This window comes from Burkholderia sp. 4NA327C6 (assembly GCF_005502655.1).
GTDB lineage: Bacteria > Pseudomonadota > Gammaproteobacteria > Burkholderiales > Burkholderiaceae > Burkholderia > Burkholderia contaminans.
Genome location: NZ_SCNZ01000021.1, coordinates 49,832 through 71,454 on the forward strand (window position 1 = coordinate 49,832; position 21,623 = coordinate 71,454).

The window sequence follows — 21,623 nt, forward strand, 5'->3', positions numbered from 1 at the left end:
CGGGTTATGAATCTTGGACGATATGCAGAACGCTCACGACATGCTTTTCCGGACGCTTGCCGATCCGACGCGCCGCGCGCTTTTCGAGCGGCTGTGCGAGGAGGGCGAGCTGACGGTAGCCGCGCTGACGGCCCATGCGGGCGTCTCGCAGCCGGCCGTGTCGAAGCACCTCGGTGTACTGAAGCAGGCCGGGCTCGTGAATGACCGTCACGAAGGCCGGCAGACGCACTACAGCGCGCAGCCTCAAGCGCTGGCCCCGTTGATCGACTGGACGAGCCAGATGGCCGGCTTCTGGCAGAACCGGTTCGATGCCCTCGACGATCTTCTGAAAAGGATGGACCAGTAATGAACCAGGCCACTACCGAAACGCGCTCCGTCGTCGTCGAACGGGAGCTGCCTCATCCGCCGGAGAAGATCTGGCGCGCGCTCACGCAGCCGCACCTGATCGAGGCATGGCTGATGAAGAGCGACTTCGAGCCCGTCGCGGGCCGCGCCTTCAGCTTCCGCGCGGACTGGGGCTCGGTCGACTGCACGGTGCTGGCGATCGAACCGCCGCGCACGCTGTCCTACACGTGGGCCGCGTACGGCCTCGAAAGCGTCGTCACGTGGACGCTCACGCCGACGGCGGCCGGTACGCACCTGCGCATGGAGCAGGTCGGTTTCCGCGCGGATCAGGAACAGGCGTACCGCGGCGCGCAGCATGGCTGGGTCCGGTTCTTCGAGTCGCTCGAACAGGTGCTGGCGCGCCCGGACGAAGGCACGGAGGCCCGCGCATGAGCACAACGGACCTCACGCCGTCGGCGCGCATCGACGCGCTGATTGCCGGCATCGCCGACTGGCGCGGCAGGACCTTTGCCGATCTGCGCCAGACGATCCTCGCGTCCGACGACGGCATCGTCGAGGAATGGAAATGGATGGGCAGCCCCGTGTGGGAATGCGACGGGATGATCGCGGTCGCGAACGCGCACAAGGGCAAGGTGAAGCTGACCTTCATGCACGGCGCGCAGCTCCCTGATCCCGACAAGCTGTTCAACGACGGCCTCGACGGCAATGCGCGACGCGCGATCGATTTTTTCGAAGGCGACCGGATCGACAAGCGGGCGTTGAAGAACCTCGTGCGCGCGGCGATCGAATACAACCGCACGCATCTGAAGAAGAACGCGCGGCGAGCGGGCCCAGGCACGAAGGCGCGGGCCGGCAAGGCGGCATGACGCTCCGCATGACCGGTCACGCAGCGTAGCGCAGGCAAAAAAATGCCCGACACGAGGTCGGGCATCCAAATCGGCCGCAACCGCCCGCGAGGCGGCTGCGGCACCTGCAAGGTGCAGGGCGCTTACGCTGCGAGCAGCGAGCGCAGCACGAACGGCAGGATCCCGCCGTGCTTGTAGTAGTCGACTTCGATCGGCGTATCGATGCGCAGCAGCACCTGCACGCGCTGCGATTCGCCGTTCTTGCGGTGGATCACGAGCGTGACGTCCTGCTGCGGCTTGAAGTCGTCGCCGAGGCCTTCGATGTCGTACGTTTCTTCACCGGTGATGCCGAGCGACTGGACGCTGTCCGAGCCCTTGAACTGCAGCGGCAGCACGCCCATGCCGACCAGGTTCGAGCGGTGGATGCGCTCGAAGCTGCGTGCGATCACGGCCTTCACGCCGAGCAGTTGCGTGCCCTTCGCGGCCCAGTCGCGCGACGAGCCCGTGCCGTACTCTTCGCCCGCGAACACGACGGTCGGCGTGTCGGCTGCGACGTACTGCATCGCCGCGTCGTAGATCGACTGCTGTTCGCCGCTCGGCTGGTGGATCGTCAGGCCGCCTTCGACGCGCGTGCCGTCTGCCTTCGCCGGGATCATCAGGTTCTTGATCCGGACGTTCGCGAACGTGCCGCGCATCATCACGTCGTGGTTGCCGCGGCGCGAGCCGTAGCTGTTGAAGTCGGCCTTCTGCACGCCGTTTTCCTTCAGCCACTTGCCTGCCGGCGAGTCTTCCTTGATCGAGCCTGCCGGGCTGATGTGGTCGGTCGTGACCGAGTCACCGAAGATGCCGAGTGCGCGCGCGCCCTTGACCGTCGGGATCGATGCAGCCGGTTCCATCGAGAAGTCGTTGCCGAAGAACGGCGGCTCGGCGATGTACGTCGACTTCGGCCAGTCGTAGACCTGGCCCGATTCGCCCTCGATCTTGCTCCAGAGGTCGCCCTTCTTGGTCAGCTTCGAGTAGTTGTCCTCGAACTTCTTCGGGTCGAGCGCGAACTTGAGCAGCGCGTGGATTTCTTCGCTCGTCGGCCAGATGTCGCCGAGGTAGATGTCGCGGCCGCCCTTGCCCTTGCCGACCGGCTCGGTCATCAGGTCGCGCGTGATGTTGCCGGCGATCGCGTAGGCGACGACCAGCGGCGGCGACGCGAGGAAGTTCGCGCGGATGTTCGGGTGGATACGTGCTTCGAAGTTACGGTTGCCCGACAGCACGGCCGCCGCGACGATGTCGTTCTTCGTGATCGCTTCGTTCAGCTCCGGCGTCAGGTCGCCCGCGTTGCCGATACAGGTCGTGCAGCCGTAGGCCGCGACTTCGAAACCGAGCTTCGACAGGTAGGGCAGCAAGCCCGTCTTCGTCAGGTACTCGGTGACGATGCGCGATCCCGGCGCGAGCGAGGTCTTGATCTTCGGATCGACCGTGAGGCCGGCCTCGACCGCCTTCTTCGCGAGCAGGCCGGCGGCCAGCAGCACGCTCGGGTTCGACGTGTTCGTGCACGACGTGATCGCGGCGATCAGGATGTCGCCGTTCTTCACGTCGACGCCGTTGCTCGTCGTGTATTGCGCGCCGAGGTCTTCCGCCTTCTTCGCGAAGCCGTTTTCCGCGACCGGCTTCGAGAACAGGTCGGTGAACGTCGACTTGACGTGGCCGATCTCGATGCGGTCCTGCGGGCGCTTCGGGCCGGCCAGCGACGGCGCGACCGTCGTCAGATCCAGCGTGACGACCTTCGTGTAGTCGATGTCGCCGGCCTTCGGGATGCCGAACAGCTTCTGCGCCTTGAAGTAGTTTTCGAACGCGGCGATTTCGGCCTTCGTGCGGCCCGTGCCTTCGAAGTACTCGATCGTCTTTTCGTCGACCGGGAAGAAGCCCATCGTCGCGCCGTATTCCGGCGCCATGTTGCCGATCGTCGCGCGGTCCGGCAGCGACAGCGACTTCGTGCCTTCGCCGAAGAATTCGACGAACTTGCCGACGACCTTCTCCTTGCGCAGCATTTCGGTGATCGTCAGCACCAGGTCGGTGGCCGTCACGCCTTCGCGCAGCTTGCCCTTCAGCTCGACACCGACGACGTCCGGCGTCAGGAAGTACACCGGCTGGCCGAGCATGCCGGCTTCAGCCTCGATGCCGCCCACGCCCCAGCCGACCACGCCGATGCCGTTGATCATCGTCGTGTGGCTGTCCGTGCCGACGAGGGTGTCCGGGTAGTACACGGTGTCGCCGCCGTCCGCCTTCTTGTGGACGCCGCGCGCGAGGTATTCCAGGTTCACCTGGTGGACGATGCCCACGCCCGGCGGCACGACCTTGAACGTGTCGAACGCCTGCATGCCCCACTTCATGAACTGGTAGCGCTCGTTGTTGCGCTGGAATTCCAGTTTCATGTTCAGGTCGAGCGCGTCCTTCTGGCGGAAGTAGTCGATCTGCACCGAGTGGTCGACGACGAGATCGACCGGGACCAGCGGCTCGATCTTCTTCGGGTTCTTGCCCGTGCGCTCGGCGACGCCGCGCATGGCCGCGATGTCGGCGAGCAGCGGCACGCCCGTGAAGTCCTGCAGCACGACGCGCGACACGACGAACGGAATCTCGTCGACGCGCTTGTCGTTCGGCTTCCAGTTCGCGAGCTGCTGGATGTGCTCTTCGGTGATCTTCTTGCCGTCGTAGTTGCGCAGCACGGACTCGAGGACGATACGGATCGACACCGGCAGGCGTTCGATCTTCGTCTTCAGTTCCTTGCCGAGCTGCGGCAGCGAGTAGAACTTGCCTTTGCCGGAACCGCTGTCGAATTCCTTGAGGGTCTTGTGGAGATTGTGGGCCATGGTGATTTTCCTGGGTTTAAGGCTAGGAAACTACGTGTCCTGTAGATGACGGCTATATCACATACAAGTCGACGTACTCATCGACCGGCATCGCTTCGAGCTTTGCCTGGTCCAGCGACACGTCGAGAATCGCTTGTTGCTGCTTGGCCGGAAAGCGGCGGGCAAGGTTGGTCCTGAACTTCTCGACCAGGAGCGGGACGCCTTCCGTCCGGCGCCGCCGATGGCCGAGCGGGTATTCGACCGCCACCTCGGCAAGCTTCGACCCGTCCGTGAACTCGATCGTCAGCGCATTCGCGATCGATCGCTTGTCCGGGTCGTGATAATCCTTCGTGAACTGCGGATCCTCGACGCACACGGTTTTCGCGCGCAACGCGTCGATGCGGGGATCGGCGGCGGCCGAATCTTCGTAGTCGGCCGCGGTCAGCCGGCCGAACAGCAGCGGCACGGCGACCATGTACTGGATGCAGTGGTCGCGGTCGGCCGGATTGGCGAGCGGGCCCTGCTTGTCGATGATGCGGATCGCGGCCGCGTGCGTGCGGATCGTGATCCGGCTGATGTCGTCCGTCGTGCGGCCCGCGGCGGCGAGCTGCGCGTGCAGCTGCAGCGCGGCCTCGGCGGCCGTTTGCGCGTGAAATTCCGCGGGGAACGCGATCTTGAACAGCACGTTTTCCATCACGTACGTGCCGTACGGGCGCTGGAAGCGGAACGGCTTGCCGTCGAACAGCACGTCGTAGAAGCCCCAGGTCCTGGCCGTGAGCGCCGACGGGTAGCCCATTTCACCCGTTTTCGCGATCAGCGCGAGGCGCACCGCGCGGGACGTGGCGTCGCCGGCCGCCCATGACTTGCGCGAGCCCGTGTTCGGCGCGTGGCGGTAGGTGCGCAGCGCGTGACCGTCGATGAACGCGTTGGATACCGCGTTGACCAGCTCGTCGCGCGTGAGCCCGAGCAGCCGGCCGACGACGGCGGTAGACGCGACCTTCACGAGCAGCACGTGGTCGAGCCCGACCGCATTGAACGAATTCTCGAGCGCGAGGCAGCCCTGGATCTCGTGGGCCTGGATCATCGCGACCAGCACGTCGCGCACCGTGAGCGGCTTCCGGCCGGCCGCGCGGGCCGTGCGGGAGAGCCAGTCGGCCGTCGCCAGGATCCCGCCGAGATTGTCGGACGGATGACCCCATTCGGCGGCGAGCCAGGTGTCGTTGAAGTCCAGCCAGCGGATCATCGCGCCGATGCCGAAGGCGGCCTGGACGGGATCGAGCTGGAAGGACGTGCCGGGCACCTTCGCGCCGTTCGGCACGATCGTGCCGGGCACGACGGGGCCGAGCAGCTTGGTGCAGGCAGGGTAGGACAGCGCCTCGAGTCCGCATCCGAGCGTGTCGATCAGGCAATGACGCGCCGTCTCCAGCGCGAGCGCGCTGTCGATGCCGGCATTCAGCACGTAGTCGACGATATCGACGAGTACCGTATCCGGAGCAGGGCGGACGTTGGAGACCGGGGCGGACATCGAGGGGCCGATGGGAACGCGCTTAGTTCGTTGCCGGCTTCAGCTCGTTCGACTGCGTCGGTGCCGGCGTGCCTTGCGCCATTTCCGGCGTCACGCATTCGTCCGCGAGGCGTTCGCCGCCGTTCGCGTCGGAGAACAGCATCGCCTTGGTCGGGATCACGACGAGCTTGAAGCCTGCTGCCGGATCGTAGAACGTGTCGGCACCCGTCGTCGTGGCCTGACGCGGCAGCTTGTAGTTCTTCTTCGCCCAGTGAACCGTGACGACCTGGTCGCGCTTCATGTCACCGACGAGGTCGAACGACAGGCCTTCCTTGCAGGACCACTTGACCGCGCCGTCCGGTACCGGATCGACCTTGGCTGCTGCGCGTGCCTGCGCCTTCTTGCTGCGCGGGATGATGCGCTTGGCCGGCGCCGGGCGCTTGGCCGCTGCCTTCTTCGCGGTCGTGGTGGCCGTACCCTGGGCGAACGCGCTCGGAGCCGACACCAGCATCGTGGCGGACAAGGCGCCGATAGCGGTAGCGATCAGGAGTTTCTTCATGGAGTCAGAACCTTTCGATAATCAGTTGACAAGGGCCGGCAATCGAAACTGCCGGCCGGTTTGAAACTGCACGCGCCCCGAAAGCGCGCAGCGGCCGCTATTTTCACCTATTTGGCCGCGTGTATATCAGGTTTTCGGGCTCCGTTACGTTTTTTGTCGTTTCGCAAACCTCTATCCGGTTCGCGCGTCGTCGAATGCATGAAACTCGTGTATCGGCCGGCGGCGCGCGCTTACGGCACGCTGCCCTCGGCGGCGGGGCCGAACAGCGGCGCGGCCTCGGCCGGCACGGGCTGGCCGGTGGCCCGTGCGCGGCGCAGCACCGACCAGTAATAGCGGTAACTCGCGCGATCGTGCAGCGTATCACCATGGCGTGTCGGGCCCCAGTCGGCGGCCTGCGCGGCCAGCAGGATCTCGGCGGCCAGCGCGACCTCGTCGGTGCGCGGCGCGAATGCGTCGACGATCGGGCGGATCTGCGCGGGGTGGATGCTCCACATCCGCGTGAACGCGAATTCGTCGCGCGCGCGGCGTGCATCGCCGGCGACGACGCCCATGTCGCGCACCTCGGTCGTCACGTTGTGCGACGGTGTCTTGCCGTGCGCGTGGCAGGCCGCGGCGATTTCCAGCTTCGCGCGGCGCACGAGCGGATGCTCGAACTGGCCGGGCGAGCGCATCGCGGAATCGGGAATCGCGCCATGGTGCGCGGAGACGAAATCCATCAGCCCGAAGCTCAGCGTGCCGACCGTCGGCAGCGCGGCGAGGGCGGCCGCCTGCGCGAGCGCGCCGTGCGTCTCGACGAGTACGTCGACGGGAATCGGCTGCGCGATGCCGAGCTCGCGGCGCGTGCCTTCGATGAACGCGGTCATTTCGGCGGCATCGGCGGCGCTCGCGATCTTCGGGAGCGTGATGTAGGCGGGGGCACGCGATGCGCGCAGCACGATGCGCACGTCGTCGCGCCAGTGCGGATGGGAAAAATCGTGGATGCGGACGCCGACACGGCCGAAGCGGTTCTCGTCGCTGCCGAGCAGTTCGGTGACGAGTGCCGCGTGCGCGGCTTCCTGGCCGACGGCGGCGCCGTCTTCGCAGTCGAGCGTGATGTCGAACACGGGGCCCAGCTCGGCCTGCAGCGCGAGTGACTTGCGCATCAGCTTTTCGCTGCCCGCGTAGTGATCGCAGCAGGGCAGGATCGCGGGCGGGGACGCCCCGTCGTACAGCACTTGTGCGGGAGTGAGCGCGGCCATCTCGTCTACGTCAGGGAAGCGGGTCAACGTGGAGAAAATCGGATTCGGGCGCGTTCTGGGCCCGTGCGCGGCGGGCGCGGGGCGGCAAAACGAGCGCGGATCGGATCGGTCGGCCGGGCCGGCGGCATGCCGGCCCGGGCCGAAACCGGGCTGCCCGAGGGCCGCCCGGCGAGGTGCGTAATGCTTAGTTCTTCAGCAGGTGGGCGACGCCATCGCGCTCTTCGAGCAGCTCGGCCAGCGTACCGTCCATCTTCTCGCGCGAGAACGCGTCGATTTCCAGGCCTTCGACGCGCTTGTATTCGCCGTTTTCGCAAACGACCGGCACGCCGTAGATGATGTCTTCGGGGATGCCGTACGAGCCGTCCGACGGGATGCCCATCGTGACCCACTTGCCGTTCGTGCCGAGGACCCAGTCACGCACGTGGTCGATCGCTGCGTTCGCGGCCGACGCTGCCGACGACAGGCCGCGCGCTTCGATGATCGCCGCGCCGCGCTTGCCGACGGTCGGGATGAACGTGTCGCGGTTCCACACGTCGTCGTTGATCAGCTTCAGCAGCGATTCGCCTTCGGCGGTCGCGAAGCGGAAGTCGGGGTACATCGTCGGCGAGTGGTTGCCCCACACGGCGAGCTTCTCGATCGATGCGACCGGCTTGCCCGACTTCGCCGCGAGTTGCGACAGCGCGCGGTTGTGGTCGAGGCGCAGCATGGCCGTGAAGTTCTTCTTCGGCAGATCCGGTGCCGACTTCATCGCGATGTAGGCGTTCGTGTTCGCCGGGTTGCCGACGACCAGCACCTTCACGTCGCGGCTCGCGACTTCGTTCAGCGCAGCGCCCTGGACCGTGAAGATTTCTGCGTTTGCCGACAGCAGGTCCTTGCGCTCCATGCCCTTCGAGCGCGGACGTGCGCCGACCAGCAGTGCGACGTCGGCATCCTTGAATGCGACCTTCGGATCGTCGGTGATCACGACGCCCGCGAGCAGCGGGAACGCGCAATCGTCGAGTTCCATCACGACGCCTTTGACGGCGGCTTGGGCTTGCGGGAGGTCGAGCAGTTGCAGGATGACCGGCTGGTCCTTGCCGAGCAGGTCGCCGTTCGCGATGCGGAACAGCAGGGAGTAAGCGATTTGACCTGCGGCGCCGGTGACGGCAACGCGCTTTGCGGGCTTAGCCATTGAAAATCTCCAGGACGGGTGAAGCGTTGGACACTCGCGAAAACGCCATTTTATGCGCGTTGTGCTGAGTGTTGCATTGAAGCAGGGCGGAGGACTCGCGATGGCAGACGCGGTGAACCTGGAGACGGCCGTGGCACGTAGCCGGGGACGCGCTTTTGCACCCGCGAACCCTTGCTCGACCCGGAGTGTAGGAGCCGTCCGGCTCAAAGTCAAACGGTATCATATGTCTTATATAAGACAGATGTTTTGCGGAAATTGAGTGGACTTAAAAGTGCGGTTTGTGATGAAATGCGCGCCATGACATCGAACCAGGCGAATACCGCGAATCAGACCGGCGCAGGCGGCCCAGGGCAGCCGGGCGCGAGCGATCCCGCACCCTCGCCTGCGGCTGCTCCGTCGCCGACGTTCAGCCCGTTATACCAGCAGATTAAGTCATTGATCACGCAAAGTCTCGAAACCGGTGAGTGGAAGCCGGGCGAGATCATCCCGAGCGAGGTGGAGCTCGCGGCCCGTTACAAGGTCAGCCAGGGCACCGTCCGCAAGGCGATCGACGAGCTGGCCGCCGAAAACCTCGTGGTCCGGCGGCAGGGCAAGGGCACTTTTGTTGCAACGCACAATGAAGATCGCGCGCAGTTCCGCTTCCTGCGGCTGCTGGCCGACGACGGTGCCGAGCATCCGCACGTGAGCCGCCTGCTCGAGTGCCGCCGCCTGCGCGCGCCGGCCGAGATCGCGCGGCAGCTCGACCTGAAACCGGCCGATCCCGTCGTGCAGGTGCGCCGCCTGCTGGAGTTCGAGAACGAAGTGACGGTGCTCGACGAGATCTGGCTGCCGGGCGCGATGTTCCGCGGGCTCACGTTCGAGCGGCTGAGCGAGTACAAGGGGCCGCTCTACGCGATGTTCGAGACGGAGTTCGGCACGCGGATGATCCGCGCGACGGAAAAGATCCGCGCGGTGGCGGCGGAGCCGGCGGTGGCCGACCTGCTGCACGTGCCGGCCGGTTTCCCTTTGCTGTCGGTCGAGCGCGTGTCCTATACCTATGGAGACCGTCCGGTGGAAGTGCGTCGCGGCTGGTATGTCACAACCGGGTACTACTATCAGAATGACTTGAGCTGACGGTGTATCGGCTCAAGCCGAGTGCGTTCGCGTTCCCCACGTTCGCGAAGCACGTTTCGGGCCGCCTTTGTTCTTGTTCGCGCAACTATCCAGAGCAGACTTTCGCTGCAGCGCGATATAAAAAGGCGCTAAAATCGCGGATTAGTGTGACAACATAGTAGGGGTCTAGCATGACTGATGCAGTAAGAAAGCCGAGGCCGGAATACCGGAACATCGGACTCGCCGATATCACGATGAAATATCGCATGCCGCTGGCAGCGACTTTGTCGATTCTCCACCGAGTCAGCGGTGCGCTGCTGTTCTTGTTCCTGCCGTTCCTGCTGTTCCTCTTCGACCAGAGCCTCACGTCCGAGCTCAGCTTCGAAGTCTTCAAGGCTTTCCTCTCCAACATCATCGTCAAGCTGATCGTCCTCGCACTGTCGTGGGCCTTCTTCCACCATTTCTGCGCCGGCATTCGCCACCTGCTGATGGACGTCAACCATGACGCCGTCACGAAGGAAGGCGGCAAGCGGACGGCAGCCGTCGCCTTTGTCGTCTCGATCGCGCTGACGATCGCCATGGCACTCAAACTGTTCGGAGCATTCTAAGAAAATGGCAGCCAATAACCGAATCGGCTCGAAGCGCCTCGTCGTCGGCGCTCATTACGGCCTGCGCGACTGGCTTGCGCAGCGCATCACCGCCACGATCATGGCGGTCTACACGGTCATTCTGCTCGTCCTGTTCTTCGGCGCGCACGATTTTTCGTACGAAGGCTGGGCATCGATCTTCGCCGCGCAATGGATGAAGCTCGCGACCTTCGTGATGCTGCTTTCCCTCTTCTACCACGCATGGGTCGGCGTGCGCGACATCTGGATGGACTACGTGAAGCCCGTCGGTGTGCGCCTGCTGCTGCAATCGCTGACCATCGTCTGGCTGCTCGCATGTGCGGGCTACGCCGCGCAGATTCTCTGGAGAGTGTAAAGAATGGCTGCAATCAAAACTTCCCTCCCGCGCCGCAAGTTTGACGTCGTGATCGTCGGCGCAGGCGGCTCCGGCTTGCGCGCGGCGCTGCAACTGTCGCGCGCGGGCCTGTCGGTCGGCGTGCTGTCGAAGGTGTTCCCGACCCGTTCGCACACGGTGGCCGCGCAGGGCGGTATCGGCGCGTCGCTCGGCAACATGAGCGAAGACAACTGGCACTACCACTTCTACGACACGATCAAGGGTTCCGACTGGCTCGGCGACCAGGACGCGATCGAGTTCATGTGCCGCGAAGCGCCGAACGTCGTGTACGAACTCGAGCACTTCGGCATGCCGTTCGACCGTAACGCGGACGGCACGATCTACCAGCGCCCGTTCGGCGGCCACACCGCGAACTACGGCGAGAAGCCGGTCCAGCGCGCCTGCGCGGCCGCCGACCGTACCGGTCATGCGCTGCTGCACACGCTGTACCAGCAGAACGTCGAAGCGAAGACGCAGTTCTTCGTCGAATGGATGGCGCTCGACCTGATCCGCGACGCGGAAGGCGACGTGCTCGGCGTGACGGCCCTCGAGATGGAGACGGGTGACGTCTACATCATGGAAGGCAAGACGACGCTGTTCGCGACGGGCGGCGCAGGCCGGATCTTCGCAGCATCGACCAACGCGTTCATCAACACCGGCGACGGCCTCGGCATGGCTGCGCGTTCGGGCATCGCGCTGCAGGACATGGAGTTCTGGCAGTTCCACCCGACCGGCGTGGCCGGCGCGGGCGTGCTGATCACCGAAGGCGTGCGCGGCGAAGGCGGTATCCTGCGCAACGCGAACGGCGAGCGCTTCATGGAGCGCTATGCACCGACGCTGAAGGATCTGGCGCCGCGTGACTTCGTGTCGCGTTCGATGGACCAGGAAATCAAGGAAGGCCGCGGCGTGGGTCCGAACAAGGATCACGTGCTGCTCGACCTGTCGCACATCGGCGCCGAGACGATCATGAAGCGTCTGCCGTCGATCCGCGAAATCGCGCTGAAGTTCGCGAACGTCGACGCGATCAAGGAGCCGATCCCGGTCGTCCCGACGATCCACTACCAGATGGGCGGCATCCCGACCAACATCCACGGTCAGGTCGTCGGCACGACGCGCGGCGGTCACAAGGATCCGGTCAACGGTTTCTACGCAGTGGGCGAATGCTCGTGCGTGTCCGTGCACGGCGCGAACCGCCTTGGCACGAACTCGCTGCTAGACCTCGTGGTGTTCGGCCGTGCGGCCGGCAACCACATCGTCGAGCACGTGAAGAACCAGAAGGAACACAAGCCGCTGCCGGCCGATGCAGGCGAATTCTCGCTGGCACGCCTGGCGAAGCTCGACAAGTCGACCTCGGGTGAATACACGCAGGACGTCGCGAACGACATCCGCTCGACGATGCAGAAGCACGCAGGCGTGTTCCGCACGTCGGAACTGCTGAAGGAAGGCGTCGACCAGATGGCCGGCCTGAAGGCCCGCGTGGAAAACATCCACCTGAAGGACAAGTCGAAGGTGTTCAACACCGCGCGCGTCGAAGCGCTCGAGCTGGAGAACCTGATCGAAGTTGCTCGCGCAACGATGGTGTCGGCGGAAGCACGCAAGGAAAGCCGTGGCGCACACGCGCACAGCGACTACGAACACCGCGACGACGAGAACTGGCTGCGCCACACGCTGTGGTACAGCGAAGGCGATCGCCTCGACTACAAGCCGGTTCAAATGAAGCCGCTGACGGTCGAATCCGTGCCGCCGAAGCCGCGCACGTTCTAAGCCGAGTCAAAGGAATCCGAAATGGCAAAACGCATTTTTGAAGTCTACCGCTACGATCCGGACAAGGACGCAGCGCCGCGCATGCAGACGTACGAGCTCGAGATCCAGCATGAGCGCATGCTGCTCGACGCGCTGGTCAAGCTGAAGGCACTGGACGAGACGCTGTCGTTCCGCCGTTCGTGCCGTGAAGGCGTGTGCGGTTCAGACGCGATGAACATCAACGGCAAGAACGGTCTCGCGTGCCTGACGAACCTGAACGACCTGCCGCAGAAGATCGTGCTGCGTCCGCTGCCGGGCCTGCCCGTCGTGCGTGACCTGATCGTCGACATGACGCACTTCTTCAACCAGTACCACTCGATCAAGCCGTACCTGATCAACGACGCGCCGCCGCCGGAGAAGGAACGCCTCCAGTCGCCGGAAGAGCGCGACGAGCTCGACGGCGTGTACGAGTGCATTCTGTGCGCGAGCTGCTCGACGTCGTGCCCGAGCTTCTGGTGGAACCCGGACAAGTTCGTCGGCCCGGCCGGCCTGCTGCAGGCTTACCGCTTCATCGCGGACAGCCGCGACACGGCTACCGGCGAGCGTCTCGACAACCTGGAAGACCCGTACCGTCTGTTCCGTTGCCACACGATCATGAACTGCGTCGACGTTTGCCCGAAGGGCCTGAACCCGACGAAGGCGATCGGCAAGATCAAGGAACTGATGGTTCGCCGCGCTGTTTAAGGTCGAGATGAGCGATTCGCATCAATCCGACCCGCACCGTCGCGCACGCCTCCGCTGGCGTGCGCGGCGGGGTCTGCTGGAGAACGACATCATTTTCGAGCGTTTCTTCAGCAGATACGAGCATGACCTCACCGATGCAGACGTAGGCGCGTTGTCGCGCCTGCTCGATCTGAGCGACAACGACCTGATGGACTTGCTCCTCGCGCGCAAGGAACCAGAAGGCGACCTAGACAGCCCGGATATTCACCGGCTGTTGGAGATGCTGCGCAACGTGTAACGCCAACGCGTAACACGCTGTGCCCGTTATCGAATCCCGTTTCTTTATTTCGATTGAGGATGTGCCATGACTCCGTCTGATGTTAAAGCCACGCTATCGTTCAGCGACAACTCGCCGAGCGTCGAACTGCCGATCTACAAGGGCACGATGGGCCCGGACGTGATCGACATCCGCAAGCTGTACGGCCAGACCGGCAAGTTCACGTACGACCCGGGCTTCATGTCGACGGCAGCTTGTAATTCGGCGATCACGTACATCGACGGCGACAAGGGCGAGCTGCTGTACCGCGGCTACCCGATCGACAACCTCGCGCAAAACGCGGATTTCCTCGAAAGCTGCTACCTGCTGCTGAAGGGCGAGCTGCCGAACGCAGCGCAAAAGAAGGAGTTCGTCGACACCGTCACGAAGCACACGATGGTGCACGAGCAGATGCACTTCTTCTTCCGTGGCTTCCGTCGCGACGCACACCCGATGGCGATCCTCGTCGCCGCAGTCGGCGCGCTGTCGGCGTTCTACCACGATTCGCTCGACATCAACGATCCGCGTCACCGTGAAGTGTCGGCGATCCGCATGATCGCGAAGCTGCCGACGCTCGTCGCGATGGCGTACAAGTACAGCATCGGCCAGCCGTTCGTGTATCCGAAGAACTCGCTGTCGTACAGCGCGAACTTCATGCACATGATGTTCTCGAACCCGTGCGAAGAGTACAAGGTCAACGACGTGCTCGTTCGCGCACTCGACCGTATCCTGATCCTGCACGCCGACCACGAACAGAACGCATCGACGTCGACCGTCCGTCTGGCCGGCTCGTCGGGCGCGAACCCGTTCGCGTGTATCGCTGCCGGTATCGCCTGTCTGTGGGGCCCGGCGCACGGTGGTGCGAACGAAGCCGCGCTGAACATGCTCGAGCAGATCGGTTCGCCGGACAACATCCCCGAATTCATCAAGCAGGTGAAGGACAAGAATTCGGGCGTGAAGCTGATGGGCTTCGGTCACCGCGTGTACAAGAACTACGACCCGCGTGCGAAGCTGATGCGCGAAACGTGCTACGAAGTGCTGAACGAACTGGGCCTGCACGACGACCCGCTGTTCAAGCTCGCGATGCAGCTCGAGAAGATCGCGCTGGAAGACGAATACTTCGTGTCGCGCAAGCTGTACCCGAACGTCGACTTCTACTCGGGCATCGTCCAGCGCGCGCTGGGCATCCCGACGTCGATGTTCACGTGTATCTTCGCGATGGCACGTACGGTCGGCTGGATCGCACAGTGGAACGAAATGATCGGCGATCCGGAACAGAAGATCGGCCGTCCGCGTCAGCTGTTCATCGGCGATACGCCGCGCGAAGCGAAGCCGCTCGACGCACGTTAAGTCGTGCGCGGCGCGAACGGCCGGCAGGCCGCTCGCGTCAGGCGATCGCAACGCCACGACACCCCGACGGGTCATCCCGTCGGGGTGTTTTCATTTGTGCGGCCGAACTTCGCTCGGGCCCGCGCGGCGTTCCAGCGACGGCGGGCGCGTGTCGAGTGCGGGCGCGTCGTGATCGGGCGCGTGGCCGTGCTGCACGAAGAATTGCCGGTATGCGCCGGGCGTCATCCCGCGTGCGGCGAGGAACTGGCGATTGAAGTTCGCGGCATTCGGAATGCCGCAGCGCGCAGCCACGGTCGCGATCGGCCAGTCGGTGCCGACGAGATGACGGCACGCGTGCGCGAGCCGCAGCCGCTGCACGTAGCGGCCGACGCTTTCGCCAAGGTGCCGGACGAACAGGCGCTGCAAGGTGCGTTCGGACATGTGCGCGGTGGCGGCGAGCGCGTCGATGCGCAACGGTTCGTGGAAGTGCCGGTCGATCGCGTCGAGCACGCGGTCGAGGCGTTCGGCTTCGGGGGCGGCGACGTTGGCGGGCGGTGTCGTACCGTCGGCCCGGTCGTATGCATGCGCGGTGGCGAGCGGTTCACCGCCGGCTTCCGCGAGATCGGCGAGCGTGTCGAGCGCGGCCGCGAGCCGTGTGCGTGGCGACGGATCGAGCAACTGCGGCAGCCGTGCGCGCATCGCACGGGCCGCGTCGGTGTCGAAGCGCAGGCCCGGTGCGGCACGCCGCAGCAGCGAGCGCAGCGCTGCGTACTCGGGGCAACAGTCGGCCAGACGCCGCGCCCAGTCGCCGTCGAACCAGATGACGAGCGCGACTTCGGGGGCATCGCGATCGATGCGTGCATTCGACGACCAGGTATGCGGCAGGTTGGGCGGCACGAGCACCAGGTCGTCGTCCGCGTAGTGCGCGACGTGATCGCCGATGAAGCGCCGGCCACGGCTGTTGAGCGTCAGCGTCAGCTCGTATTCGGGATGGCGATGCCATTCGAATGGAATGCGCGCGAGCTGACGGTGATATATGCGGATCGAACAGCCGGAAGCGAACGTCACGTGCTCGTACTGCGGTTTCATCGCGGCCTCCGGAGGGAGCCGGCATCGCGCCGTGGCATGATCGTGAGCGATCGTCACGAAGGAGCGATGCCATGTTTTCACATGTTTGCGTGGGGGTGACCGATACTTCGCGCGCCTACGATTTCTACGCGCCGCTGTTCGCGGAACTCGGGCTGCGCCTGAAATTCCGCGAGCCGGACGGCTGGTCGGGCTGGATGCCGGCCGACGCCGACCGGCCGCTGTTCTTCTTCGGCCACCCGCTCGACGGCCGCGCGCCCGAACCGGGCAATGGCCACACGATCGCGTTCGATGCGCCGACCCGCGCACACGTCGATCGCTGCCACGCGCTCGCGCTGCGTCATGGCGGCACCTGCGAAGGGCCGCCGGGCCTGCGGCCGCACTATCACCGCGACTACTACGGCGCGTATTTCCGCGATCCGGACGGCAACAAGCTGTGCGTGGTCTGCCATCGTCCGGCGTGACCTACGGTTGTCAGGATTGTATCGATAGTTGGCCGGATAGTGGTAATCGAGGTCGCGCGCCGGCCGTACTCTGGCAGCACATCACGACACCTGTCAGCGAGGAGACCACGATGCAACTGACGATTGACGACCTGCCTGCCGCGATTCGCGACGCGAAAAGGGCGCTGCGCGCCGACCTGCCCGGTTATGCGGCCACGTTTCGCGAGCTGGAGGGCGATATCGCGCGGCAGGTCGACGTGATTCGCCGTGCGCATGCGCATGGTCGTGACGTTATTCCGGTGGTGCCGTTCGCGGATATAGCGGGCGGGACGGTCGATCCGCGCGCGATCGCCGCGATCCGCACGCATGGCGCGGTCGTGATCCGTGGCGTGTTCGACCCCCGGCAGGCGCGCGACTGGAACGACGAGATCGGTGCCTACCTGGATGCGAACCGCTTCACCGATCGGCTGCATGCCCGTGCCGAGGACCGCTATTTCGGCAACCTCGCGTCGGGCAAGCCGCAGATCTACGGCGTCTACTGGTCGAAGCCGCAGGTGGCTGCGCGCCAGTCACCGGCACTGACCCGGGCGCGCGTGTTCCTGAACCGCTTGTGGCGGCACGCGGACGGCGGCCGCACGCACTTCGATCCCGACCAGGTGCCGGCCTATGCGGACCGGATTCGCCGCCGCCCGCCCAGCTCGACGTCGCTCGGGCTGTCACCGCATGTCGACGGCGGTTCGGTCGAACGCTGGCTTGGCGCGAATTTCCGGCAGGTCTACCGTCACGTGCTGGCCGGCCGCTGGCGCGACTACGACCCGTTCGATGCGGCGTTCCGTCCCGATGTCGAGGAGATTCCGTCGCCGGCCGTGTGCTCGATGTTCCGCACGTTCCAGGGCTGGACCGCACTGACGCCGCAGGGGCCCGGCGACGGTACGCTGCAGTTGATCCCGGTTGCGAACGCGATGGCCTACGTCGTCCTGCGGGCGCTGCAGGACGACGTGGCCGACGACGACCTGTGCGGCGCGCGTCCGGGCCGCGCGCTGTCGATCCGGCCCGAATGGCACGCGCTGCTGCTCGACGCGCTGGTGCCGATCCCGCACATGGAGCCGGGCGACGCGGTGTTCTGGCACGGCGACGTCGTGCACGCGGTCGAGGATGCGCACCGCGGCAGCGGCGACAGCAACGTGATGTACATCGCGGCCGCGCCCGGTTGCGCGAAGAACGACGCGTACCTGCAGCGTCAGCGCGCTGCGTTCCTGCGCGGCGAGAGCCCGCCCGATTTCCCGGCCGATCATTTCGAGGTCGAATTCGACGGGCGCGGCGGGGAGGGCGATCTCACGGCGCTCGGCCGTTCGCAGATGGGGTTCGGGGCGGGCGTGTAGCAAGCGCGCCGCACGTGAAAGCGGCGGCTCGCCGGGCGGCGAACGGTGGGCTGCCGAATCCGCTGCGTGCCGCGTGCAATTCGACGCAATCGGCTGTCGGCGCAGCCGAAATCGACGCGAATTGCGCAATTTGGCTTCCGATAATGGTCCGGACACAACGCAGCCGCCCCGTGTGAAGCACGGGTGTGGCGCTGACCATGGAGGAGTCGATGCAATTCACGCAAGCGATCGTTCGCCGTCCCGCGCCGTCCTGTGGCGCGGGCCTGACCACGGCCGAACTCGGCGCGCCCGATTACGACAAGACGCTCACCCAGTTCCACGCATACTGCGAAGTGCTGCGCATGCTCGGCGTCGCGCTGACCGAACTGCCGCCGCTGGAGGCCTTTCCCGATTCGCACTTCGTCGAGGACACCGCGGTCGTGACGCCCGAATTCGCGGTGATCACGCGCCCCGGTGCGCCGGCGCGGCGGGGCGAGACGGTGCATATCGAAGCGGCGCTGGCCGCGCATCGCGACCTGCTGCCGATGCAGGACGGCCGTCTCGACGGCGGCGACGTGATGCAGGTCGGCAAGCGCTTCTACATCGGCCTGACGGGCCGCACCGACGCCGACGGTATCGCCGCATTCGAATCGCTCGTGTCACGCTACGGCTATTCGGTCGTCGCGGTGCCGGTGGGCGCCGGCCTGCATCTCAAGTCGGTCGTCAACGCGCTCGGCGACGACACGCTGCTCGTGACCGAAGCGCTGGCCGCGCATCCGGCCTTCGCCGACTATCGCCGGATCGCGATCTCGGCCGCCGACGAATACGCGGGCAACACGCTGCGCGTGAACGGCACGCTGATCACCCCGGCCGGCTACCCGCGCGTGCACGACGCGATCGCGTCGCTCGGGTTGCCGCTGCACGTGATCGATACGAGCGAGTTCCGCAAGATGGACGGCGGCCTGACCTGCCTGTCGCTGCGGTTCTAGCCGATTGGCGCGCGGTCGCTTCGGCCGGATAATGTGGCCCCCGCGCGGAACAGGAGACGTTCCGCGCACCAGCCACGACCCGACCGGAGCGAACGCGGATGACCGACAAGAAGATGCAGCTCGACAAGATCGATCTCCGGATCCTCGACATTCTGCGCATCGACGGGCGGATTTCCTACCGGAAGCTGTCCGAGCTCGTGAACCTCACGCCGCGGCCGTGCCAGGCGCGCGTGGAGCGGCTCGAGGCGCTTGGGGTGATCGAAGGGTACCGCGCGGTGATCAAGGCGCCGCGCGCGACCAAGCCGATCGTCGTGATCGCGCAGGTCACGCTGGCCGACCACGGGCGTTCGCAGGCGCCGTTCGAGGACGACATGCGAGCGAATCCGGCCGTGCTCGATTGCTGGCTCGTCAGCGGCACGTTCGATTTTCTCGTGCGGCTCGCGTGCGAGGATCTCGACGAGTACCGGCGAATCGCGAACGCATGGCTGGAAAGCCCGCGGTTCCGGATCGAGAAGATCGTGACGACGGCCGAACTGCAGGCGATCAAGCGCAGCATCGTGTGATGCGGCCGGCCGGGACGGGCCGGTTTCGACGCGAATGACCGGGCGACGATTTGCATTCCGAATCAAATCGTCAGGCTCCAATCGAACCAGGATGAACACTATGGATGCTTTGCAAGCGGCGGCGGAGACGGCCGCACCGTCCGGAACGACGCTGAAGCGGCGTCTGCAGGGCCGCCACATCGCGATGATCGCGATCGGCGGCTCGATCGGCACGGGGTTGTTCGTCGCGTCGGGTGCGTCGGTCGCGCAGGCGGGGCCGGGCGGGGCGATTGCCGCGTATATCGCGATCGGGATGATGGTGTACTTCGTCGTCACGGGCCTCGGCGAGATGGCCGCGCTGATGCCGGTATCGGGCTCGTTCGCGATCTACGGCGAGAAGTACGTCGACGAAGGCTTCGGCGTCGCGCTCGGCTGGACCTACTGGTACAGCTGGGCCGTGACGATCGCGATCGAGCTGGTCGCCGCGCAGATCGTGATGCGCTACTGGTTTCCGACCATACCCGGCATCTGGTGGGGCGCGGGTTTCCTCGTGCTGATCTTCCTGCTGAATACGCTGTCGGTGCGCGGCTTCGGCGAATCGGAATACTGGTTCTCGCTGATCAAGGTCGTCACCGTGGTCGCGTTCATCGCGGCCGGGCTGCTGATCGCTGCCGGCCTGATCGGGAACGGGCATCCGGTCGGCTTGCGCAACTTCACGACGGGCGATGCGCCGTTCGTCGGCGGGGTACACGCGATGATGAGCGTCGCGCTGATCGCGGGCTTCTCGTTTCTCGGCACCGAGCTGGTCGGGATCACGGCCGGCGAATCGGAAAACCCGCGCAAGACGATCCCGCGTGCGGTGAAGCAGATCTTCTGGCGGATCATGCTGTTCTACGTGTTCGCGATCTTCGTGATCGGGCTGCTGGTGCCGTACACGGATCCGAACCTGCTGAAGAGCGACGTGACCGACATCGGCGTGAGCCCGTTCACGCTGGTGTTCAGCCACGCGGGGTTCCGGCTCGCGGCCGGCGCGATGAATCTCGTGATCCTGACGGCCGTGCTGTCGGCCGGCAATTCCGGAACTTACGCTGCCACGCGGATGCTGTACAACCTCGCCGCGGAAGGGCGCGCGCCGGCGATGTTCGCGACGTTGTCGCCGGGCGGCGTGCCGCGCAACGCGCTGTACGCGACGATGGCCGTCGGCGGGCTGTGCTTCCTCACGTCGCTGACCAACAACCAGAGCATCTATCTGTGGCTGTTGAATACGGTCGGCATCACCGGCTTCATCGCATGGCTCGGCATCGCGGTCTGCCATTACCGGTTCCGCAAGGGATTCCTGAAGCAGGGCTACCGGCTCGAACAACTGCCGTACCGCGCGAAATGGTTCCCGTTCGGGCCGCTGTTCGCGATCGCGATCTGCATCGTGATTTCGCTCGGGCAGGATTACCAGGCGTTTTTCGCAGCCCGCATCGACTGGATGGAAGTGCTGTCGATCTACGTGTGGATTCCGCTGTTCGTCGCGATCTGGTGGGCGTATCGCCGTGCGCGCAAGAGTCGGCTCGTGCGCTACGAGGAGATGGACATCGGGCCGTGGCTGACGCGTTCGGTCGAGGCCGTCGATGCAGCGGCTACGCAGCACGGGCAGTCGCACTGACTGCCTGGTATCGAAAGCGCGGTAACGCGGGCCGGCCGTGTCGTACGGCCGGTGCCGATGCGGCGGCGGCCGTGCACGAAGCGGCGCGGATGCCGTTCGCCGCTACTTGTCCAGCTCCGGATAGTGCCGGAAGATGCCCATGTCGTTGAACGGAATGCGACGTTCCGACTCGAGATAGCGCGCGACAGGCGGATGCAGCGCAACGCGATCATGCAGTGCAACCAGCGCCGCGATCTTCCGCTCCGCACGCTTCATCGCTTTCGGAAACGCGTAGCGCAGGCCCTCGATCAACTGGAACATCGACAGGTCCGCATAGCTGAGTGCGTTGCCGGCGAGGTAGCCGCTCTTGTGCGGATTCTGGTCGAGTACGCGCTCGAAGTAACCGAGGAATTTCGGCAGCCGGTTTTCCAGGAAATCGGCCGCACGCTCGGCGGCTTCCGCCTGCTGATCCTCATAGTAGAGGCCGCTTGCGATCGGATGATGCGTGTCGTGGATCTCGGTGACGAAATCGGCGACGGTCAACTGAAGCTGGTGCACCCACAGCCGGCCGGCTTCGTCGTCGGGCGTGAGCCCGAGCCGCGCGCCGAGAAACAGCAGGATGTTCGCGGTCTGCCCGACGACGACGTCGCCGGCCTTCAGGAACGGCGGCGCGAACGGCACGCATTCCGCCTTCGTGCTGTCCATCATGCGCATCATTGCCGGCACACCCATGCCGCGCCCCGATTCACGTGCGACGTCGACATAGTCGGCTTCGGCCGCTTCGAGTGCGAGCCGCACGTACTCGCCTCGGCCCTGGATCTCGGGCCAGTAATACAGTTCGTATCGCATGCTGTTTTCCCGTTCG

Annotated in this window: 22 protein-coding genes; 15 read left to right on the top strand and 7 right to left on the bottom strand. The window is 65.3% G+C overall.

All coding sequences use genetic code 11. The annotated features are described in order from the left end of the window. Nucleotides 1–22 precede the first annotated feature (22 nt). From FFS49_RS21545 to FFS49_RS21555, 3 genes are read left to right on the top strand one after another with little or no spacing between them, the layout of a single operon-like run. Nucleotides 23–346: a metalloregulator ArsR/SmtB family transcription factor gene (locus FFS49_RS21545; protein WP_105818877.1), complete on the top strand. Its 324-nt coding sequence runs from the start codon at nucleotides 23–25 to the stop codon at nucleotides 344–346. Next, on the top strand, nucleotides 346–777 hold the full coding sequence (locus FFS49_RS21550; RefSeq protein ID WP_071332894.1) for an SRPBCC domain-containing protein: 432 nt from the start codon (nucleotides 346–348) through the stop codon (nucleotides 775–777). Before FFS49_RS21545 ends, FFS49_RS21550 begins: the two co-directional genes overlap by 1 nt. Next, nucleotides 774–1,211: a DUF1801 domain-containing protein gene (locus FFS49_RS21555; protein ID WP_105818876.1), complete on the top strand. Its 438-nt coding sequence runs from the start codon at nucleotides 774–776 to the stop codon at nucleotides 1,209–1,211. The genes FFS49_RS21550 and FFS49_RS21555 overlap by 4 nt, the downstream gene beginning before the upstream one ends. 122 nt (nucleotides 1,212–1,333) lie before the next feature. On the opposite strand, the gene acnA is transcribed toward FFS49_RS21555, so the two are convergent. The 5 genes from acnA to FFS49_RS21580 all read right to left on the bottom strand — a co-directional run bounded on the left by acnA (nucleotide 1,334) and on the right by FFS49_RS21580 (nucleotide 8,502). Continuing rightward, a complete protein-coding gene (gene acnA, locus FFS49_RS21560; protein ID WP_039358234.1) occupies nucleotides 1,334–4,051 on the bottom strand; it encodes an aconitate hydratase AcnA in 2,718 nt (905 codons plus the stop codon). A gap of 52 nt (nucleotides 4,052–4,103) precedes the next feature. After that, nucleotides 4,104–5,555 carry a bifunctional 2-methylcitrate dehydratase/aconitate hydratase gene (locus FFS49_RS21565; protein WP_039358237.1) on the bottom strand — a complete coding sequence of 484 codons (1,452 nt, stop codon included), beginning with the start codon at nucleotides 5,553–5,555 and terminating at the stop codon, nucleotides 4,104–4,106. 22 nt (nucleotides 5,556–5,577) lie between these two features. After that, nucleotides 5,578–6,093, bottom strand: a complete 516-nt coding sequence (locus FFS49_RS21570; protein ID WP_105818875.1) for a hypothetical protein — start codon at nucleotides 6,091–6,093, stop codon at nucleotides 5,578–5,580. 230 nt (nucleotides 6,094–6,323) lie between these two features. Beyond that, a complete protein-coding gene (locus FFS49_RS21575) occupies nucleotides 6,324–7,331 on the bottom strand; it encodes an aldolase/citrate lyase family protein (protein WP_071332892.1) in 1,008 nt (335 codons plus the stop codon). A 184-nt stretch (nucleotides 7,332–7,515) separates the two neighbouring features. Further along, nucleotides 7,516–8,502: a malate dehydrogenase gene (locus FFS49_RS21580; protein WP_006754984.1), complete on the bottom strand. Its 987-nt coding sequence runs from the start codon at nucleotides 8,500–8,502 to the stop codon at nucleotides 7,516–7,518. A 288-nt stretch (nucleotides 8,503–8,790) separates the two neighbouring features. Here FFS49_RS21580 and FFS49_RS21585 point away from each other — a divergent pair, with 288 nt between their 5' ends. From FFS49_RS21585 to gltA, 7 genes are all read left to right on the top strand, one after another. Then, nucleotides 8,791–9,615, top strand: coding sequence for a GntR family transcriptional regulator (locus FFS49_RS21585; RefSeq protein WP_039358249.1), 825 nt, complete (start codon nucleotides 8,791–8,793; stop codon nucleotides 9,613–9,615). A 170-nt stretch (nucleotides 9,616–9,785) separates the two neighbouring features. Beyond that, entirely contained in the window at nucleotides 9,786–10,202 is a 417-nt protein-coding gene (gene sdhC, locus FFS49_RS21590) for a succinate dehydrogenase, cytochrome b556 subunit (RefSeq protein WP_105818873.1), read from the top strand. Between the two features lie 4 nt (nucleotides 10,203–10,206). After that, nucleotides 10,207–10,575: a succinate dehydrogenase, hydrophobic membrane anchor protein gene (sdhD, locus tag FFS49_RS21595; RefSeq protein WP_011355745.1), complete on the top strand. Its 369-nt coding sequence runs from the start codon at nucleotides 10,207–10,209 to the stop codon at nucleotides 10,573–10,575. Nucleotides 10,576–10,578: 3 nt separating this feature from the next. Next, nucleotides 10,579–12,357, top strand: coding sequence for a succinate dehydrogenase flavoprotein subunit (sdhA, locus tag FFS49_RS21600; RefSeq protein WP_039358255.1), 1,779 nt, complete (start codon nucleotides 10,579–10,581; stop codon nucleotides 12,355–12,357). 21 nt (nucleotides 12,358–12,378) lie between these two features. After that, nucleotides 12,379–13,080 carry a succinate dehydrogenase iron-sulfur subunit gene (locus tag FFS49_RS21605; RefSeq protein WP_006479352.1) on the top strand — a complete coding sequence of 234 codons (702 nt, stop codon included), beginning with the start codon at nucleotides 12,379–12,381 and terminating at the stop codon, nucleotides 13,078–13,080. A gap of 7 nt (nucleotides 13,081–13,087) precedes the next feature. Next, nucleotides 13,088–13,357 carry a succinate dehydrogenase assembly factor 2 gene (locus tag FFS49_RS21610; RefSeq protein WP_039358259.1) on the top strand — a complete coding sequence of 90 codons (270 nt, stop codon included), beginning with the start codon at nucleotides 13,088–13,090 and terminating at the stop codon, nucleotides 13,355–13,357. Between the two features lie 66 nt (nucleotides 13,358–13,423). Then, nucleotides 13,424–14,725 (top strand): citrate synthase, encoded by a 1,302-nt coding sequence (gltA, locus tag FFS49_RS21615; RefSeq protein WP_039358262.1) that lies wholly within the window; start codon nucleotides 13,424–13,426, stop codon nucleotides 14,723–14,725. Between the two features lie 90 nt (nucleotides 14,726–14,815). Here the strand turns inward: gltA and FFS49_RS21620 are convergent, their stop codons facing one another. Further along, nucleotides 14,816–15,793 carry an AraC family transcriptional regulator gene (locus FFS49_RS21620; RefSeq protein ID WP_105818872.1) on the bottom strand — a complete coding sequence of 326 codons (978 nt, stop codon included), beginning with the start codon at nucleotides 15,791–15,793 and terminating at the stop codon, nucleotides 14,816–14,818. Between the two features lie 71 nt (nucleotides 15,794–15,864). Here FFS49_RS21620 and FFS49_RS21625 point away from each other — a divergent pair, with 71 nt between their 5' ends. The 5 genes from FFS49_RS21625 (at nucleotide 15,865) to FFS49_RS21645 (ending at nucleotide 20,779) form a co-directional block, all read left to right on the top strand. After that, entirely contained in the window at nucleotides 15,865–16,254 is a 390-nt protein-coding gene (locus FFS49_RS21625; RefSeq protein WP_046549909.1) for a VOC family protein, read from the top strand. Nucleotides 16,255–16,364: 110 nt separating this feature from the next. Continuing rightward, on the top strand, nucleotides 16,365–17,615 hold the full coding sequence (locus tag FFS49_RS21630) for a DUF1479 domain-containing protein (RefSeq protein WP_105818871.1): 1,251 nt from the start codon (nucleotides 16,365–16,367) through the stop codon (nucleotides 17,613–17,615). 209 nt (nucleotides 17,616–17,824) lie between these two features. Next, nucleotides 17,825–18,583 (top strand): arginine deiminase family protein, encoded by a 759-nt coding sequence (locus tag FFS49_RS21635; RefSeq protein WP_105818870.1) that lies wholly within the window; start codon nucleotides 17,825–17,827, stop codon nucleotides 18,581–18,583. 98 nt (nucleotides 18,584–18,681) lie between these two features. After that, a complete protein-coding gene (locus FFS49_RS21640; RefSeq protein WP_105818869.1) occupies nucleotides 18,682–19,146 on the top strand; it encodes an Lrp/AsnC family transcriptional regulator in 465 nt (154 codons plus the stop codon). Nucleotides 19,147–19,246: 100 nt separating this feature from the next. After that, nucleotides 19,247–20,779, top strand: coding sequence for an amino acid permease (locus FFS49_RS21645; protein WP_105818868.1), 1,533 nt, complete (start codon nucleotides 19,247–19,249; stop codon nucleotides 20,777–20,779). Between the two features lie 102 nt (nucleotides 20,780–20,881). On the opposite strand, the gene FFS49_RS21650 is transcribed toward FFS49_RS21645, so the two are convergent. Beyond that, nucleotides 20,882–21,607 (bottom strand): glutathione S-transferase, encoded by a 726-nt coding sequence (locus tag FFS49_RS21650; protein WP_039358278.1) that lies wholly within the window; start codon nucleotides 21,605–21,607, stop codon nucleotides 20,882–20,884. Between the last annotated feature and the right edge of the window lie 16 nt (nucleotides 21,608–21,623).